Source organism: Cupriavidus sp. 01L415 (assembly GCF_056400065.1).
Genome location: NZ_JBFTSP010000001.1, coordinates 365,975 through 383,596 on the forward strand (window position 1 = coordinate 365,975; position 17,622 = coordinate 383,596).

Below are 17,622 nucleotides of genomic sequence, written 5' to 3' on the forward strand. Positions count from 1 at the left end.
ATGGCTGCTGGCGGCCCCTATTAATTAATTCACGTTGAATTAAATGCTGCGCAGCCGAAGAACTCAACCGGGGGGAAACCCTAGCGATCGCGCAGCGCCGGAATGGGGCGCCGTAACGGGGCGAAACGGGGGCGCCGGAAAAGCAACAAGGGAACCTTCCGGTTCCCTTGCTGGACATCAGTGGCTTACGTGAGGTCGTGGACGGATCGTCCTGTGTCAGCCCCGCATGCCATGTTCGACGGCATAGTCGAACAGTTCGGCATCGCTGGAAACAAGGCGCGGAAATGCTATCAGTCCGCTCGTCATTAATCTTTGTGATCGCCCGAAAAAACCTGTGCTGTCATTTGCGGATACTCGACTTTCGGAATATTCCGATATCGGGTCAGCTCCGCCGCGTCATACGCTGGGAATCGATCACCTGAAGGTTGCCGAGTAAATCTGACGCCATGACAGATAAACGTGCCAATATCCGGACCATCCTGGCCGATGACCATCCATTCGCGCTTCACGGTTTGAAGTGCGCGCTCCTGTCGCAATCCGGCATCCATGTCGTGGGCACGGCCGACAGCGCGGAACGCCTGACGGCATTGCTCGATCGCGTGCCGTGCGACGCCATCGTGACGGACTACGCCATGTCGGAGGGGCTTTCCAACGACAAATGGGCGTTGTTCGTCAACCTTCTGAACCGGCTGCCACGCACGCCGGTGGTTTGCCATACCGCCTTCGACGCGCCCGAGCTCGTCGTGGCTCTTGCCAGGCTGGGGGTCTCGGGCATCGTCAGCAAGAGAGATACTTCCGGCGAAATTGTCACGGCGGTCAGGTCGGCGGTAGCCGGCCAGCAATACTTGTCGCCGATGGCGGAAGCCGCCCGCGCCAGCGCAGCAGGCGTCAGGGCCGCGGAAGCGTTGAAGACGCTTTCGCGGCGCGAGCTGGAGATCCTCGGCTTGTTGCTGAGCGGCTTCCCCGTCATGGCGATCGCATCGATGCTGGATCGAAGCTTCAAGACGGTCAGTACGCAGAAGGTTTCGATCAAACGGCGCCTGGCTGCCATCTCCGACCCCGACTTCCTGGGCCATGCGGCCGCCGAAGGCTGGGTGCACGCATTCTCAGCCAGATAGTTCCGACCCTGCGAGGGTCCGACCCGCAACAGCCATTCCACCTCGGCGAGAGGCGACATGCCGGCCACCACGCGGCACAACCCATCCTGCAACGTCTTCCCCCGCAGGTTTCCGAGGTTGCTGCCGCCTCCTGACAGCGCTGGCCTGGCGGCGATCTCCGCTAGAATCGCGCTCAGTAACAGTCTCCAGTCGTCCCCCCAAGGTTTCCAGCGTGGCACTTCAGCAGGGTTTTATCCTGACCCGACATTGGCGCGACACCCCCGCCGGCACGGAAGTCGATTTCTGGCTGGCGACCGACCACGGCCCGCGCCAGCTGCGCCTGCCCTATCAACCGTCCGTCGCTTTCCTGCCCGCCGAGCAACGCGAGCAGGCGGAGGCGCTGCTGCGCAACGAACGCAATGTCGAACTGCGTGCGCTGCAGCTCCAGGATTTCCGGCGCCGGCCCGTGCTGGGTCTCTATTGCCCGCAGCATCGCCAGCTGATCAAGCTCGACAGGACGCTGCGCCAGGGCGGCGTGGATGTCTTCGAGGCCGATATCCGTCCGCCGGAACGCTATCTGATGGAGCGCTTCATCACCGCGCCGGTCTGGTTCGATGGTCAGCCGGGCGACGACGGCGTGCTGCGGGACGCGCAGATGAAGCCCGCCGCCGACTATCGACCGACGCTGCGTCTCGTCTCGCTCGACATCGAAACCAATGCCTTCGGCGAGTTGTATTCGATTGCGCTCGAGGGCTGCGGCCAGCGCCAGGTCTATATGCTCGGCACCGCCCCGCAGGGCGAGACCGTTCCCACCGACTTCGATCTCGCGTATTGCGAAACCCGCGTGCAGTTGCTGGAGCAACTCAACCTGTGGCTGGCCACGCATGATCCGGACGCGATCATCGGCTGGAACCTCGTCCAGTTCGATCTTCGCGTGCTGCAAGCCCACGCGAAGCAGTTCCGGGTGCCGCTGCGGCTGGGCCGAGGGGGCGCGGAGATGGAATGGCGCGAACACAACCGGCAGCAGCACTACTTTGCCGCGGCGGCGGGCCGGCTGATCATCGACGGCATCGAGGCCCTGCGCTCGGCGACGTGGAGTTTTCCGTCGTTCAGCCTGGAATCCGTCGCGCAGACCCTGCTGGGCGAAGGCAAGGCCATCGACAATCCGTACGACCGCATGGAGGCGATCGACCGGATGTTCGCCGAAGACAAACCGGCGCTGGCCCGGTACAACCTGCGCGATTGCGAGCTGGTGACGCGCATCTTCGAGAAGACGGAGTTGCTGAGCTTCCTGCTGGAGCGCGCCACGGTCACCGGCCTGCCGACGGATCGCAACGGCGGTTCGGTCGCCGCATTCACGCATCTGTATATGCCGCTGATGCACCGGCAGGGCTATGTGGCGCCCAACCTGGGCGAACTGGAGCCCGAGGCCAGCCCGGGGGGATTCGTCATGGATTCCCGCCCGGGGCTGTATGAATCGGTGCTGGTGCTGGACTACAAGAGCCTGTACCCGTCGATCATCCGCACCTTCCTGATCGATCCGATTGGCCTTGTGGAAGGCCTCGCGCACCCAGGCGATGCGGATTCCGTGCCGGGTTTTCGCGGGGCACGGTTTTCGCGCACGAAGCACTGCCTGCCGGCCATCGTCGCCCGGGTCTGGCAGGGGCGCGAAGCCGCCAAACGCGACAAGAACAAGCCGCTATCCCAGGCGCTCAAGATCATCATGAACGCGTTCTACGGCGTGCTGGGGTCCAGCGGCTGCCGGTTCTTCGACCCGCGCCTGGCCTCGTCGATCACGATGCGCGGCCACGAGATCATGCGCCAGACGCGGGCCCTGATCGAGGCCAGGGGCTACGACGTCATCTATGGCGACACCGACTCCACGTTCGTCTGGCTGCGGCGCGCCCACGCGGAAGCCGACGCCGCGCACATCGGCCGCGAGCTGGTCACGCACGTCAACGCATGGTGGCGCGACCATCTGCAGCAGCAGTTCGGGCTCGACAGCGCGCTCGAACTCCAGTTCGAGACCCATTTCCAGCGCTTCCTGATGCCGACGATCCGGGGCGCGGAACTCGGCAGCAAAAAGCGCTATGCAGGCCAGGTGGCGCATGCCGACGGTCGCGTCGAGATGGTGTTCAAGGGGCTGGAAACGGTCCGCACGGACTGGTCGCCGTTGGCGCAGCAATTCCAGCAGGCGCTCTACGCGAAAATCTTCAATCGCGAGCCCTATCAGGACTACGTGCGCGACATCGTCCGCCGGACGCGCGCGGGCGAGCTCGACGAACTGCTGATCTATCGCAAGCGCCTGCGCCGCCAGCTGGACGACTACCAGCGGAACGTGCCGCCCCACGTGCGCGCGGCGCGCATGGCCGATGCCTTCAACGACCAGCAGGGACGCCCCCGCCAGTACCAGAACGGCGGCTGGATCAGCTATGTCATGACGATGAGCGGTCCGGAGCCGCTGGAGACGCGCAAGACCCCCATCGACTATGACCATTACGTCACGCGCCAGCTTCAGCCGGTGGCGGATGCGATCCTGCCGTTCCTGGACGACGACTTTGAAACGTTGCTGACCGGGCAGATGGCGTTGTTCCCGGACTAGCCGGAAGCGCCGCCCCGGCCGCCAATGCCCCGATATGACCCGTTTTGATGCTGCACTGCGGGGAAATGACGGGGCGCCAAACCAGTACACTGGCGGCTTCCCGCCAATTCCCCCGTGCGCCCCGCCCTGCCGTTCATGTCCCAGACCACCGCTGCCGCCGTTTCCCCTGACCGATCCAAAGCCCTGCGCAAGGCCGCCAGCCTGCTGGTTTTGCGTGACGGGCCACAGGGCATGGAAGTCCTGATGATGCGCCGCCCGCAGCGCGACGACGACCGCAGCGCCGGCGCATTCGTTTTCCCGGGCGGCACGCTCGATCCGCAGGACGCCGCGCTGCATCCACACTGCGCGGGGCTCGATGACGCCGCCGCCAGCGCCCGGCTGAATGTCGATGCGAACGGACTGGACTACTACCTTTGCGCGGTGCGGGAAGCCTTCGAGGAAGCCAGCCTGCTGTTCGCCTACGATGCGCGCGGCGAGGTCGTCGCGCTCGACCAGCTCGACGCGGACACCCGCGCCCAACTGCGCGAAGCCGTCGCGCGTGATGGCGAGGGCCTGGCCCACGCCTGCGAACGCCTGGGCCTGCGCATCGCCGTGGACAAGCTGGCGTACTGCAGCCACTGGCTGACGCCGCCGGGCCTGCCCAAGCGCTTCGATACGCGATTTTTCCTGGCGCTGGCGCCGGCTGGCCAGACCGCGCAGCACGATGGCGTGGAGGCGGAGGAACACCGCTGGATGCGCCCCGCGGACGCACTGGACCCCGCCAACAACATCTCGCTGGTCAATGTCACCCGCAAGATGCTTCAGTCGATCGTGCATTTCGATCGCGCGCAGGCCTGCTTCGACCATGCGCGGCAACTGCGCAGCGTTTCCCTGATCATGCCCCGGCTGGCCAATGGACCCAAGGGTGTGCGGCCGGTCATGCCGGAAGAATCGCCTTACGCGGAAATCGCCCGCATCGACCCGGATGGCGCTGGCCACGGCCGCTATGCGCTGGAGCCCGGGGTAGCGGTGAAACTGTCGGATCGCGTCTGGCGCGTCACCGCCAACAATGGCAACGTGATGACCGGCCCGGGCACGAATACCTACTTCGTCGGCGGTGCCCCGGACAATACCTGGGCCATGATCGATCCGGGCCCGGACGATCCTGCGCACATCGATGCCGTGCTGGCCGCCGCGCCGGGGCCCGTGAAATGGATCCTGGTCACGCATACGCACCTGGATCACTCGCCGGCGTCGAACCGCATGCGCGAAGCCACCGGCGCGCCGGTCTGGGGGCGCGTGACCACCGTGCAGGACCGCCAGGACCAGACCTTCGCCCCGGACCACATGCCCGCCCACGGCGACCGGATCGTGCTGGGGCCGCAGACCACGCTGCGTGTGATCCACACGCCGGGCCATGCGTCGAACCATCTCTGCTACCTGCTGGAGGAAGAGAAGACGCTCTTCACCGGCGACCATGTCATGCAGGGCTCGACGGTCGTCATCAACCCGCCCGATGGCGATATGCAAGCCTACCTAGCGTCATTGCAGGCGCTGCTGGACGAAGACCTGGAGTGGATCGCACCCGGGCACGGATTCCTGATGTCACGGCCCCATGACGCCATTCGCCTGCTGATCCGCCATCGCCGGCAACGCGAAGCCAAGGTCGTGAATGCGCTGCGTGCGCTGGCCCCGGCGGACCTCGCCACCGTCCTCGCCAGCGTCTATGACGACGTGCCCCCGCGCATGCATCCCGTCGCACAGCGCTCGCTGCTGGCCCACCTGCGCAAGCTGGAAGCGGATGGCGTAGCGCGGGAAATCGACGGCATCTGGCATCTGGCCTGAAGTCAGGCCGGGCAGTCAGGCGCTCCCCGGAGGGGATGTCAGGTGTCGAGCCGGATGCCGCGCGCCTTGGCCAGTTGGCTCCATCGGTTCACCTCGTCGGCGATGAAATGACCGAACTGATCCGGGGTCATCGGGGTCGGGTCCAGCGCCTCTGCCGACAGCCTGTCCTTCAGATCCGGGCTCTGCAGCACCGTGGTCAGGGACGTATTCAGGCGCTTCACCACATCGGCCGGGATGCCGGCGGGACCCACCACGCCGTACCACTGCATGGCGTCGAAGCCCTTGAGCCCGGCCTCTTCCAGCGTCGGCACGTCCTTCGCCAGCGGATGGCGCGCGTGGCCGGTCACGGCCAGCGGCCTGACCCGGCCTGAGCGGATATTCGGCAGCGCCGCCGCCAGCCCCGGGAACATCGCCTGCGTCTGGCCGCCGATCAGGTCGGTGAAAGCCGGGGCAATGCCGCGATAGGCCGCGTGGGTCATCTTCAGGCCAAGCTGCTGGGCGAACAATTCCATCGTCAGATGCGTCAGCGATCCCGGCCCGGCCGATCCGTAGGCCACCGGCTGCTTGCGCGCGTACTCGATGAATTCCTTGAGATTGGCCACGGGCACCGCGCTGTTGACCACCAGCACGTTGGGCGTGCCGCCGATCATGCCGATCGGCGTGAAGTCCTTGACCGGGTCGTAGGGCACCTTGCGCGTCGCCGGATTGGTGCCATGCGTGGCCACGTACCCCTGCATCAGGCTGTAGCCGTCCGGACTGGCCTTGGCGGTCATCTGGCAGGCGATCACGCCGCCACCGCCAGCCTGGTTTTCCACCACGATCGATTGCCCCAGTACCTTGCCCCAGCGCTCGGCCACGGTCCGGCCGACGAGGTCCGATCCGCCCCCGGCGGACACCGGCACCACGTAGCGGATCGGCTTGGTGGGAAAGCTGTCCTGGGCCTCGGCGAGGCCAGGCACGGCCAGCAGCAAGGTGCTGGCTTTCATCAGGACCCGGCGTTTCGGATTCATGTCTCCTCCAGATGCGCCTTTATCGCGTGGCGCCTTGTTCTTGGATGAAGCCGCATCATCGCCGCCCGGTGCTAGACTGTGAATTGCAAATTTCCTCAAGATTGATGCAAGGACTGCATGAATTTCAACCTGTCGGACCTGCGCGCCTTCGTGGCCGTCGCGGAACTGAGCAGCTTCCGGGCCGCGGCGGCGGAACTGCACCTGTCACAGCCCGCGCTGTCGCGGCGTATCGAGAAGCTGGAAGACGCGCTGGGCGTTCGCCTGTTCGACCGCACGACGCGGTCCGTGGAAATGACTGCCGTGGGCCGCGAGTTTTCGCGCAAGGCGCGCGAGCTGCTGAACGGGCTGGATGAGTCGCTGCTGGGCATCCGCGACGTCGCCACGCGCGTCACGGGCGAGGTCACGGTGGCTTGCGTGCCGTCCGCCGTGCGTTATTTCCTGCCGGCGGTCCTGCGCAAATACCACGAGACCTATCCGCGCATCGTGGTGCGCCTGATCGACGAAGGCGCCAACGAGGTCCTGAACCTGATCGTGCGCAACGAGGCCGATTTCGGGCTCAACTACATCGGCACGCAGGAACCGGACGTCGACTTCGAGCCCGTGCTCAAGGAATCCTTCGTGCTGGCGTGCCCGCCCGATCATCCGCTCGCGCACAAGCGCAAGGTGACCTGGGCCGAGCTGGGCAACTACGAGTACATGACCGTGGGCAAGGCCAGCGGCAACCGCATGCTGCTGGACCTGGCGCTGACGGATGTGCCGACGCGGCCCCAGTGGTATTGCGAGGTCCGTCACGTCAGCACGCTGGTCAGCCTGGTGGAAGCCGGGCTGGGCGTGGCGGCGGTGCCCCGGCTGGCTATGCCGCCGGGCAAGCATCCCACGCTCACCAGCGTGCCGCTGGTGGAGCCGACGGTGTCGCGCACGGTGGGCCTGATCCGCAAGCGCGGCCGGTCCCTGTCTCCCGCAGCGCAGCAGCTTTACGACATGTTGCTCACCGCCAACGCCGATGGCGACACGGGGCGCAAGAAGGGACGCAACGCGGGAGATCTGACAACCGCGCGGACGACCGCGCGCCGGCTGCAAGCAAACTGAAAGCCTGTGAAATATCTGGATACCTTGCCGGACTGGCGGTGGGCCCGATCGCTGCCTACATTGAGGGCATCGCCATCCGCCGGGATCGCCGCCATGTCCAGACACTTTGCTGTGATGCTGCTGTTGTTGGCCGCCACAGGTGCGGCACAAGCCGTGACCAAGTGCGAGAGCGGCCGGGAAACGCTCTACACGACGGCGTCCTGCCCCGCCGGCTACAAGGATGTCAGCGCGGGCATGCGCGGCAACGTGACCACGGTCTCCAAGTCCGCCAAGGCCCGGCAGGACGAGCAGGCGTACCTGCGCAACCGCGCCCAGATGGCCCAGCAGATCCAGAACTGGAACGCGCAGGAAGACGAACTGGACTGGCGCGCCCAGAATGCGTTCTGGAACCAGTGCCGGGCACTCGAGTACCAGGCCCGTGCGACCGAGCGTGCGATGCACCAGACCGAATACTGGAGCTACGCCGACCGCTATCGCAACGACGTCCGCGCGCTACGCGCCCAGCAGTACGAGATGGGTTGCGTGTTCTGACGCACGCGGCACCTGGCGTCGGAATTTTCTGATTTTTCTTCGCCGACGCGATCGGTGGTGGCCCGGTTGTGAACCGGTTGCGGCCCGATCGCGGCGGCGTTCGTGCGTCCATGTCGCATACATGAGGCGCTCGTCTTGCGTGCTGCGGCGCAGTGCGTTGGACAACCTGCCGATATTAGCGGTGCTTAGATCGCCATACAGAAAATTTCAGGCGATTTCGGGGCGGAATAACGTCTTGTGTCACATACAATTCGTTCCCATCCGGCCCGCCACATTGACCCGCGACCTCCGCGGATCGCGCTGGCACTGCGGTCGCAACCTACTCCTGTGAAGACCATGCTTACCCTCACTGTGATCGTTGCGTATATGCTGGCCTGCATCGTTGCACTGGCCATTGGCGCTCGTTGGGTGCTCAAGAATGATCCGCTGCTCAAGCAGCAGCACATGCTGGACCCGGGCGCTGGCCCGCACGCTGACGAGCATCCCACGCTGACGCGCTAATATCGAAAGACCCGGTTCACGAGACCGGGTTTTTTGTTGTCGCGCGCGTTTCGCACGCGCCTTCCCGCCTCGCCCTCCCGGCCTCCGCTTTCCGACTTTCTTCCCCGCCTCGCCAGCCCTCCGGACCGGCCACCGGATCACCAGCCCACCGGCCCCTTCCTCGTGCCGCGCCCGGCACACGCTCCTGCTGCCACGCGCCGTTGCGCCGCTGTCCTACACAACAAGGCGCCACGCGCCGACACATCCAGCGTCGCCACCCTCGCTATGGTTAGAGCAGGCGCCACAGGGTGTCGTGCGGCCCTGCATGCGCGGGCCTGGCACACCTGTGATTCCAGATGCGCTGCCATCCATGTATCGATCCATGTATCGGGTTTGCCGCCCTGCTTCCCATGCCGTCTGACACGTCCCGGCCTGCCATGCGGGCCGCCTCACCTGAAGTCACGGCCTCGCCTGCCGCGGACCCGGTGGCCTTTGTCGCCGAAGTCCCCGCTGACGCCGGCATCCCCGACACCTCCGAAGTCCCGGACAAGACGCCTGCGGCACCCACGGAACCGGCTGAGGACGCGCCGCCCGCCTGGACCCTGTCCCTGCGCCGCGCCAGCACCGCACTGACCATCCTCGCCACGCTGGCCGCGTTGTCCGCGCTGCATATCGCCCAGGCGTTCATCGTTCCCGTGGTGGTGGCGATTGTCATCGCCTACCTGCTCAATCCCCTGGTCGCGCTGCTGCAGCGCCAGCGCATTCCGCGCGCGATTGGCGCCACCGCCGTGTTGATGGGTCTGCTCGCGATCGTGCTTTGCTGCGCGTATCTGCTGCAGGGGCAGGTGGAGTCGATCGTCGACCGCCTGCCCGAGATCGCCCGCAAGCTCTCGCGCTCCGTAGGCGCCTTGCTGAGCGGGGACGACTCCATGCTGCAGAAGATCCGCCGCGCGGCCACGGTGCTCAGCGGCACAGGGCAACCGCTGCCGGTGCGTGGCGCACCGATCATGGTGGAACGCCCGGCGGACAGCCTCAATACCGTGCTGCTGGCCAGCTGGCGGGGTGCGTTCGAGATGGTGGCCCAGACCATCGTGGTGCTGTTCCTGACGTGGTTCCTGCTGCTGGCCGGCGACATCTTCAAGCGCAAGTTCGTCAAGATGGTGGGCACCACCATCAGCCAGAAGAAAATCAGCGTACACATGCTCGACGAGATCAACCGCTCGATCCAGCGCTACATGCTGATGCTGCTGATCACCAACGCCTCGCTGGGCGTCGGCGTGTACCTCCTGCTGAAGTACCTGTCGATCGACAATGCCGGCACCTGGGCCCTGGCCGCCGCCGCGCTGCACCTGGTGCCCTACTTCGGCGCGGTCCTGATCGCGATCTGCCTGGGCGTGGCGGCGTTCATGCAGTTCGGCACGCTCGGCATCGCCGCCATCGCGGGGGGCGGCTCGCTGCTGATCGCCACGCTGATCGGATCGGGCATGCAGACCTGGATGACGGGACGCATGGCCCGCATGAATGCCGTGGCGGTGTTCGTCTCGCTGCTGCTGTTCACCTGGCTGTGGGGCACCTGGGGCATGTTGCTGGCGATTCCCCTCGCCGTCATCGCCAAGGTCGTGGCGGACCACGTGGAGGGGCTCGAGCTGCTCGCGGAGTTCCTCGGCGAGTAAGGGGAGAGGCGCTATCAAAATGATTCTGGCGTCGTTGCGCGGCCTTGCCGTACTACTTGTACTGTCTGCGGCCGCGCGCCTAGCCAGAACCGCTATCGCTTCATTTTGATAGCGCCTCTCGTTCCCCGCCCCGGTTAGTCCCTGCCCCGCCCCCCGCAGAACTTCGCATTGAAGCCGCCGATGGAGTTTCGGCCGGCAAAACTTTGATGCATCGCAGAATGACCTGACGTGCCGGATCGCCTATAACCCAACAGTTGCCGCGGCGCGCCGGTTTCACGCCGCGAAATCCCACCGGTTCCGGAGGCCTCGCCGCGTGACAGTACCGAGCACTTCCCTGCAGAAGGCCTGCCGGCTGCTGCGTGCGCTGTCCGATACGCGCCATGCCCGGCTGACCGATCTGGCCGCCGCGGCAGGCGTGGACAAGGCGTCGGCGTTGCGGCTGCTGGAAACGCTGACGGCGGAAGGGCTGGTGGAACGGAACCCCGACACCAAGGCCTTCTCGCCCGGGCGCGAGTGGCTGACGCTGCAGGCGGCGACCCTGTGCCGGCTCGACTTGCGTCCGCTGGTGCGCCCGGCCCTGATCCGGCTGGCCAATGCGTTCGAGGATTCCGCGATCCTCTCCGTGCCAAGCGGCTGGGAATCCGTCTGCATCGAACTGCGGCTGGGCACCTTCCCCATCCGCGCCAGCTATCTGGACGTCGGCAGCCGCCGCCCGCTGGGCGTGGGGGCCGGCAGCCTGGCCCTGATGGCCGCGCTGCCCGATGCGGAGGTCGACGCCGTACTCGACTGCATCGGCCCCGCACTTCGCCACTATCCGCGCATCGATACCGACTTGCTGCGCCGCCATGTGGAGACCACGCGCGCACGCGGCTATGCGTTGCTGCTCGATGTGGTGGTGGAGCGCATGGGCGGCATCGCCATCGCCCTGCCCGGCGCCGACGGCTACCCGCTGGGCGCCATCAGCATTGCCGCGCTGAACGAACGCATCACCGGGCGCGAGGCCGTCATGGCACGTGCGCTGCGCCGCGAGGCCGAGGCCATCTGCGCCACCTGGCGCGGCCAGCCTCCCGCCACACCGGATTCCCACAAGCCGGCGCTAGGCCGGCCCACTCATCGCCAGGAGGCATGACAGCATGCGTTGGAAGCAACGTCCGCAAGGCTCCAACTGGGGCGATTTCGGCCCTGACGATCAACTCGGCCGCGTCAACCTGATCGGCCCCGACCAGGTGGTCAAGGGTGCGCGCGAGATCCAGGCCGGCCTGAGTTTCTGCCTGTCGCTGCCGCTGGACTATCCGGGCGGCAACAAGCTCAACCCGCGTCGCCATCCGCCGGTGCTGCGGCCCACGCTGCGCGACGACATCCCCTATCTCAACTTCCCGCTGGCCAAGGTCAACCCGGCAGCCACGGATGTGATCAGCGACGACCAGGTCCTGCTGTCGCTGCAGTACTCGACCCAATGGGATTCGCTCGCGCACGTGGGGGCGCTGTTCGATGCCGACGGCGACGGCCGGCCCGAGCGGGTCTACTACAACGGCTACCGCGCGAATGCGGACATAGTGGGGCCCGTGGACTACGCCGACGACGATCACTTCGAGGCCCACGACTGCGGCCACGGCCAGCACAGCCACGCCGACGCGCTCGGGATCGAGAACTTCGCCGTCAAGGGCATGCAGGGACGCGGCGTGCTGGTGGATCTGGCCGACGTCTTCGGCATGGACTTCCGCGACGTGGGCTATGACGACCTCATGCGCGCGATGGAGGCGCACCGTGTGGAGGTGGAGTCCGGCGACATGCTGTTGCTGCGCACCGGCTTTGCCGAGGTGGTGCTGTCGATGCAGCGCAACCCGGACGAAACCGTGCTGCACCACAGCTGCTGCGCCCTCGATGGCCGCGACGAGCGGCTGCTGAACTGGATCACCGATGCCGGCATCGCCGCGCTGATCGCCGACAACTACGCCGTGGAGCGCTACCCCGCGCGGCCGGCACCCGCCGATGCCAGCACCCACCCGCTGCTGCCCCTGCATCACCACTGCCTGTTCAAGCTCGGCCTGCCGCTGGGCGAGCTCTGGTACATGAAGGATCTGGCCGACTGGCTGCGCGCGCACCGGCGCACGCGCTTCATGCTGACCGCGCCGCCGTTGCGGCTGCCGGCTGCCGTGGGCTCCCCGGTGACACCGATCGCGACGGTCTGAAGCGCCGGCCCGAGCCCTCAAGAGACAACGCCAACAAGAACCAGGAGGAGACAACATGATGAACACCGGGATGCAGGCACGGACGCTTCGGAAGATTCAATCGGTTAGCGCGCTGCTGCTAGCCGTTACGCTGGCCAGCGCGGCAGGCGGCGCGGCCGCCCAGCCGAAGGCGGGGATTTCCGACGATGTGGTGAAGATCGGCCTGCTGCTGGATATGAGCGGGCTCTACGCGGACGTCACAGGCCGGGGCAGCGCCACGGCAGCCCAGATGGCGATCGACGACTTCGGCGGCAAGGTGATGGGCAAGAAGGTCGAGCTGGTGGTGGTCGATCACCAGAACAAGGCGGACATCGCCGCCAACAAGGCCCGCGAATGGTTCGACACGGACCACGTCGACGCGATCCTGGACGTGGCGGCCTCCGCGCCCGCGCTGGCCGTGCTGGACGTCGCCAAGCAGAAGAACAAGATCGTGGTGTTCTCCGGCCCCGGCAGCGAGCGGATTACCAATGACCTGTGCACGCCGGTATCGGTCCACTACGCGTATGACACGTACGCGCTGGCCAACACCACGGCCAAGGCGATGGTGCAGCGCGGCGGCAAAACGTGGTTCTTCCTGACCGCCGACTACGCGTTCGGCCACACGCTGCAGCAATCGGCCACGGCGGTGGTGACCGAAGCGGGCGGACAGGTGCTGGGGGCCGCGCGGCATCCGATCGGCGCGAGCGATTTCGCCTCGTACCTGCTGCAGGCGCAGGCCAGCAAGGCGCAGGTCGTGGGGCTGGCCAACGCGGGCGGCGACACCGTCAACGCCATCAAGGCCGCGTCCGAGTTCGGCCTGACCCGCAACGGCGCCCAGCGCATGGCCGGGCTGCTGCTCTATATCAACGATATCCATGCGATTGGCCTGAAGACCGCGCAGGGGCTGGTGCTGACCGAGGCCTTCTACTGGGACATGAACGACGCCACGCGCACGTGGTCGCGCCGCTACTTCGACAAGCTCAAGAAGATGCCCAACATGAGCCAGGCGGGTGTCTATTCGTCGGTCACGCATTACCTGAAGTCAGTTCAGGCCGCCGGCACCGATGAAACCGCCGCCGTGATGAAGCAGATGAAAACGCTACCGATCAATGACTTCTTCGCCAAGAACGGGCGCATTCGCGAGGACGGCCGCATGATCCACGACATGTACCTGTTCGAGGTCAAGACGCCGGCCGAGTCCAAGTACCCGTGGGACTACTACAAGGTGCTGGCGACCGTGCCGGGCGATCAGGCGTTCATGCCGGTGTCGAAATCGCAGTGCCCGCTGCTGAAGAAGTGATCGACCGTCCCGCAGCGGGCGTCCCCACCTATGTGCGCGGGGTCGCCAACACGCCGTTTGGACGCCTGCCGGGCAGCACGCCGCTGACGCTGATGGCGCAGGCCGCCGATGGCGCGCTCGCGGACGCCGGGCTCGCCCGAGATCAGGTGGACGGCGTGCTGTGCGGCTACGCCACCACGCTGCCACACCTGATGCTGGCCGACCGGTTCTGCGAGTACGCCTCCCTGACGCCGGCCTACGCCCATGGCATGGCCGGCGGCGGTGCCACGGGCGGGCTGATGGCGATGCTCGCACACGATCTGGTGCGCGCCGGCCGCTGCCGGCATGTGCTGGTGGTGGCCGGGGAAAACCGCCTGACCGGCCAGAGCCGCGATCAGTCCATGCAGACGCTGGCTCAGGTCGGCGAGCCCGACATGGAAGTGCCCAACGGCGCCTCGGTGCCGGCCTACTACGCGCTGCTGGCCTCGCGCTACCTGCACGAAACCGACATGGCGGCGGATGGGCTGGCCGATTTCGCGGTGCTGATGCGCCGGCATGCGTCCGGACATCCCGACGCCCACCTGCGCGATCCCCTCACCATCGAGGAAGCCCGCAATGCGCGCCCCATCGCCGCGCCGCTGCGGCTGTCCGATTGCTGCCCGATTTCCGACGGCGCCGTGGCGGTGGTGGTCTCCACGGATGCGGGCCCGGGCACGCCAGTGCGGATTGCCGGGGCCGGCCAAGGGCATCGCCAACAGCATCTGGGCGCCATGAAGAGCGTGATGGAGACCGGCGCCGCGGACGCGATGCATCGCGCGCTGGCCCAGGCCGGCTGCGCCGTGGCCGACGCGGACTACCTGGCAATCTACGACTCGTTCACGATCACGCTGGTGATGCTGCTGGAAGAGCTTGGCATCGCCGCACGCGGACAGGCCATCCACCGGCTGCGGGCCGGGGATTTCGGCGTCGACGGCGCGCTGCCGTTGAATACGCATGGCGGCCTGCTCGGCTTCGGTCACTCGGGCGTGGCGGGCGGCCTGATGCATCTGGCGGAGGCGGCCCGCCAGCTTGCGGGCCGCGCCGGCACGCGGCAATTGCCCCGGCGCCATCGCGCACTGTTTCATGCCGACGGTGGCGTGCTGTCGTCGCACGTCAGCCTGATATTGGAGGCGACATGAGCCACCCCGACACGGCAAGCCCCGGAAATCCCCCGCATCCGCCCGGCGCCTATCTGGAAGGTCTGACCGCCGGCGTGGTCCGCTATCAGGTGTGCGAGACGTGCGGCGCCTGGCAACCGCTCGCGCGCCATGCCTGCCGGCAGTGCGGCGGGCAGCGGCTGCTCTGGCGCGATGCCGGCGGCGGCGCCACCGTCTATGCGGTGACCGAGGTCGCGCGTGCGCCCACCGAGGCGTTTCGCGCGCTGGCGCCCTACACGCTGGTGCTGGCGACGCTCGATGAAGGGCCCCGCGTGATGGGGCATGCGGAGCCGGGCGTGGCGATCGGGGATCGCGTCCGGGCCGGCTTCCTGACAATCGGCACGCAGACGCTACTGCGGTTTCAGCGGGCGTAGCGCCGCCGCATCTTGCGGCCACCGCCTACGCCCGGGTCCCTGTTTCGAGTCACCACGATGCCCTCCACATCCTCAACCTCCTCCACATCCTCCACGCTCCCCGCCCTCCTCGCCCCGCGATCAGTCGCCATCGTCGGCGCCTCGGACAACATCCACAAGATCGGCGGCCGACCGATCTACTACATGCGCCAGCAGGGCTATGCCGGCACGATCTACCCGGTCAACCCGCAGCGCACCACCATCCAGGGGCTGCCCGGCTACCCGTCGCTCGACGCCCTGCCCGCCGTGCCCGACCTCGCCATCATCGTCGTCAGCGGCCAGGCGGCCGTGGAGGCCGTCCGCGATGCGGCGCGGCTGGGCGTCGGCGCCGCCATCGTGATCGCCTCCGGCTTCGGCGAAGCCGGCGAGGAAGGCCGGCGCCAGCAGGACGAGATGGTCCGCGTCGCCCGCGCGGCCAACCTGCGGTTGATCGGGCCCAACAGCCAGGGGCTGGCGAATTTCGGCAACGGTGCCGTGGCCAGTTTTTCCACGATGTTCATCGAGATCGCGCCGCAGGATGGGCCCGTCGCCGTGGTGAGCCAGAGCGGCGGTACGGCGGCAATGGTCTATGGCCTGCTGCGCAGTCAGGGGCTGGGGGTGCGGCACGTCCATGCCACCGGCAATCAGGCCGATGTCACCGCCAGCGAACTGGCGCTGGCGGCGGCGCAGGACCCGGACGTCCGGCTGCTGTTGCTCTATCTGGAAACCCTGTCGGACCCCGATGTGCTGGCCCGGGCCGCCGCCGTGGCGCGTGCGCGCGGCGTGCCGGTGGTCGCGGTCAAGGCCGGCAGGTCGAACGCGGGGCAGCGCGCGGCGGCGTCGCACACCGGCGCCATCGCCAACGAAGACCGCGCCGTCGATGCCTTCCTTGCGCGGCATGGCATCTGGCGCGTCGACGACGCCCACGCGCTTGCGCGCTGTGCGCCGCTCTATTTGCGCGGCTGGCAACCCGCGGGGCGGCGTCTGGTGGTGGTCAGCAACTCCGGCGCGAGTTGTGTGATGGCGGCCGATGCGGCGGATACGCTCGGCATCGGCATGGCGCCGCTGGCCGATGCGACGCAGGCCGCGCTGGCCGAACGCCTGCCCGGCTTTGCGGCCACAGCCAATCCCGTCGATGTCACCGCGGCGCTGCTGACAAACAGCGCCTTGTTCGGCGACGTCCTGCCGGTGGTCGGCGCGGACCCAGCGGCGGACCTGTTCCTGCTCGACATCCCCGTGGCCGGCATGGGCTACGACGTGCCGCGCTTTGCGCGCGATGCCGCCGACTTTGCCGACCACGCCGGCAAGCCGATTGCCGTCGCGGCGTGGCAGGAATCGGTTGCCGGCGCCTTCCGGCAGGCCGGGGTGCCGACCTTTTCCAGCGCGGCGGATGCGCTGGCCGCGTTCCACCAGCTCACCGGGCATCAGCAACTGCTGCGCGAGGTCGCCACGGAACCCGCGATGCCACCGGTCGGGTCGATGGGGTCAAGCGGGCCGATGGGCGCCGCCCGGACGCTGAGCGAAGCCGCAAGCCTTGCGCGTCTGGCGGTGGCCGGCGTGCCGGTGGTCGATCATCAGCTCTGCCGGAGCGCCGACGAGGCGGTTGCCGCATGGCAGCGGATCGGCGCGCCGGTGGCCGTGAAGGCCTGTTCGCCCGAGGTGCCACACAAGAGCGAGCATGGCCTGGTGGCGCTGCACTGCAATGACCCCGACGCCATCGCGCAAGCCTATGCGCGGCAAACGCAGACGCTGAAAGCCCTGGGGGCGCCGTGCGAGGGCGTGCTGGTGGCGCGGATGATCAAGGGCCAGCGAGAGTGCCTGGTCGGCGCGCACTGGGACCCGGTCTTCGGCGCGGTGTTGCTGATTGGCGACGGCGGCAAATATGTGGAGGTGCTGCACGACACCGCCGTGCTGCTGGCGCCGGCCAGTCCGGCGGCTATTGCGCGTGCGCTGGCCACGTTGCGGATCGCCCCGTTGCTGGCAGGCGTGCGTGGCGAGCTGGCCGTCGACATGCCAGCGCTCTGCGAGCTGGCGGCGCGCGTCGGCGCCCTGATTCACGCGGCCCAGGGGGCGATCCGGTCGATCGACCTCAACCCGGTCATGGTGAGTGCGGACGGTGCCATCGTTGTCGATGCACTCATGGAAATCGTCGACTGATACTCCTCGAAGACGCAAATCGCGGTCCGGCACAAGCTTCCATTGTTCAACCGCTGGAACAGACTGTCGACGCGCCCGGTCT

Annotated in this window: 14 protein-coding genes; 13 read left to right on the forward strand and 1 reads right to left on the reverse strand. The window is 67.2% G+C overall.

Annotated features, from left to right (window positions below; translation table 11 throughout):
- Nucleotides 1-446 precede the first annotated feature (446 nt).
- The 3 genes from AC1DOX_RS01705 (at nucleotide 447) to AC1DOX_RS01715 (ending at nucleotide 5,523) form a co-directional block, all read left to right on the forward strand.
- Nucleotides 447-1,118 (forward strand): response regulator, encoded by a 672-nt coding sequence (locus tag AC1DOX_RS01705; protein WP_441622478.1) that lies wholly within the window; start codon nucleotides 447-449, stop codon nucleotides 1,116-1,118.
- A gap of 211 nt (nucleotides 1,119-1,329) precedes the next feature.
- On the forward strand, nucleotides 1,330-3,699 hold the full coding sequence (locus tag AC1DOX_RS01710) for a DNA polymerase II (RefSeq protein WP_441622480.1): 2,370 nt from the start codon (nucleotides 1,330-1,332) through the stop codon (nucleotides 3,697-3,699).
- 135 nt (nucleotides 3,700-3,834) lie between these two features.
- Complete coding sequence (locus AC1DOX_RS01715; RefSeq protein WP_441622482.1) at nucleotides 3,835-5,523, forward strand: MBL fold metallo-hydrolase; 1,689 nt, start codon at nucleotides 3,835-3,837, stop codon at nucleotides 5,521-5,523.
- Between the two features lie 38 nt (nucleotides 5,524-5,561).
- Here the strand turns inward: AC1DOX_RS01715 and AC1DOX_RS01720 are convergent, their stop codons facing one another.
- A complete protein-coding gene (locus AC1DOX_RS01720) occupies nucleotides 5,562-6,533 on the reverse strand; it encodes a Bug family tripartite tricarboxylate transporter substrate binding protein (protein ID WP_092137880.1) in 972 nt (323 codons plus the stop codon).
- 117 nt (nucleotides 6,534-6,650) lie between these two features.
- Between AC1DOX_RS01720 and AC1DOX_RS01725 the strand changes: the two genes are divergently transcribed.
- From AC1DOX_RS01725 to AC1DOX_RS01770, 10 genes are all read left to right on the forward strand, one after another.
- Entirely contained in the window at nucleotides 6,651-7,622 is a 972-nt protein-coding gene (locus AC1DOX_RS01725; protein ID WP_441622484.1) for a LysR family transcriptional regulator, read from the forward strand.
- A 93-nt stretch (nucleotides 7,623-7,715) separates the two neighbouring features.
- On the forward strand, nucleotides 7,716-8,153 hold the full coding sequence (locus AC1DOX_RS01730; protein ID WP_441622486.1) for a hypothetical protein: 438 nt from the start codon (nucleotides 7,716-7,718) through the stop codon (nucleotides 8,151-8,153).
- Between the two features lie 336 nt (nucleotides 8,154-8,489).
- Nucleotides 8,490-8,654: a hypothetical protein gene (locus tag AC1DOX_RS01735; protein WP_176860967.1), complete on the forward strand. Its 165-nt coding sequence runs from the start codon at nucleotides 8,490-8,492 to the stop codon at nucleotides 8,652-8,654.
- Between the two features lie 416 nt (nucleotides 8,655-9,070).
- On the forward strand, nucleotides 9,071-10,306 hold the full coding sequence (locus AC1DOX_RS01740) for an AI-2E family transporter (RefSeq protein ID WP_441622488.1): 1,236 nt from the start codon (nucleotides 9,071-9,073) through the stop codon (nucleotides 10,304-10,306).
- A 313-nt stretch (nucleotides 10,307-10,619) separates the two neighbouring features.
- Nucleotides 10,620-11,435 carry an IclR family transcriptional regulator gene (locus AC1DOX_RS01745; protein ID WP_441622490.1) on the forward strand — a complete coding sequence of 272 codons (816 nt, stop codon included), beginning with the start codon at nucleotides 10,620-10,622 and terminating at the stop codon, nucleotides 11,433-11,435.
- A 4-nt stretch (nucleotides 11,436-11,439) separates the two neighbouring features.
- Complete coding sequence (locus AC1DOX_RS01750; RefSeq protein ID WP_441622492.1) at nucleotides 11,440-12,498, forward strand: cyclase family protein; 1,059 nt, start codon at nucleotides 11,440-11,442, stop codon at nucleotides 12,496-12,498.
- Nucleotides 12,499-12,568: 70 nt separating this feature from the next.
- Complete coding sequence (locus AC1DOX_RS01755) at nucleotides 12,569-13,816, forward strand: ABC transporter substrate-binding protein (protein WP_441622510.1); 1,248 nt, start codon at nucleotides 12,569-12,571, stop codon at nucleotides 13,814-13,816.
- Complete coding sequence (locus tag AC1DOX_RS01760; RefSeq protein WP_441622494.1) at nucleotides 13,795-14,973, forward strand: thiolase family protein; 1,179 nt, start codon at nucleotides 13,795-13,797, stop codon at nucleotides 14,971-14,973. The genes AC1DOX_RS01755 and AC1DOX_RS01760 overlap by 22 nt, the downstream gene beginning before the upstream one ends.
- The gene (locus AC1DOX_RS01765) at nucleotides 14,970-15,365 is read left to right on the forward strand and encodes a Zn-ribbon domain-containing OB-fold protein (protein WP_441622496.1); all 396 of its coding nucleotides are present in this window, start codon (nucleotides 14,970-14,972) and stop codon (nucleotides 15,363-15,365) included. Before AC1DOX_RS01760 ends, AC1DOX_RS01765 begins: the two co-directional genes overlap by 4 nt.
- 57 nt (nucleotides 15,366-15,422) lie before the next feature.
- Complete coding sequence (locus AC1DOX_RS01770) at nucleotides 15,423-17,540, forward strand: acetate--CoA ligase family protein (RefSeq protein ID WP_477113984.1); 2,118 nt, start codon at nucleotides 15,423-15,425, stop codon at nucleotides 17,538-17,540.
- The last annotated feature ends 82 nt before the right edge of the window (nucleotides 17,541-17,622 follow it).

Bases quoted from the DNA above. Each gene is read 5' to 3' on its own strand.
- AC1DOX_RS01765 (WP_441622496.1), top strand. From the start codon at position 14,970: ATGAGCCACCCCGACACGGCAAGCCCCGGAAATCCCCCGCATCCGCCC.
- AC1DOX_RS01730 (WP_441622486.1), top strand. From the start codon at position 7,716: ATGTCCAGACACTTTGCTGTGATGCTGCTGTTGTTGGCCGCCACAGGT.
- AC1DOX_RS01735 (WP_176860967.1), top strand. From the start codon at position 8,490: ATGCTTACCCTCACTGTGATCGTTGCGTATATGCTGGCCTGCATCGTT.
- AC1DOX_RS01720 (WP_092137880.1), bottom strand. From the start codon at position 6,533: ATGAATCCGAAACGCCGGGTCCTGATGAAAGCCAGCACCTTGCTGCTG.
- AC1DOX_RS01740 (WP_441622488.1), top strand. From the start codon at position 9,071: ATGCGGGCCGCCTCACCTGAAGTCACGGCCTCGCCTGCCGCGGACCCG.
- AC1DOX_RS01725 (WP_441622484.1), top strand. From the start codon at position 6,651: ATGAATTTCAACCTGTCGGACCTGCGCGCCTTCGTGGCCGTCGCGGAA.
- AC1DOX_RS01770 (WP_477113984.1), top strand. From the start codon at position 15,423: ATGCCCTCCACATCCTCAACCTCCTCCACATCCTCCACGCTCCCCGCC.
- AC1DOX_RS01755 (WP_441622510.1), top strand. From the start codon at position 12,569: ATGCAGGCACGGACGCTTCGGAAGATTCAATCGGTTAGCGCGCTGCTG.
- AC1DOX_RS01750 (WP_441622492.1), top strand. From the start codon at position 11,440: ATGCGTTGGAAGCAACGTCCGCAAGGCTCCAACTGGGGCGATTTCGGC.
- AC1DOX_RS01705 (WP_441622478.1), top strand. From the start codon at position 447: ATGACAGATAAACGTGCCAATATCCGGACCATCCTGGCCGATGACCAT.
- AC1DOX_RS01715 (WP_441622482.1), top strand. From the start codon at position 3,835: ATGTCCCAGACCACCGCTGCCGCCGTTTCCCCTGACCGATCCAAAGCC.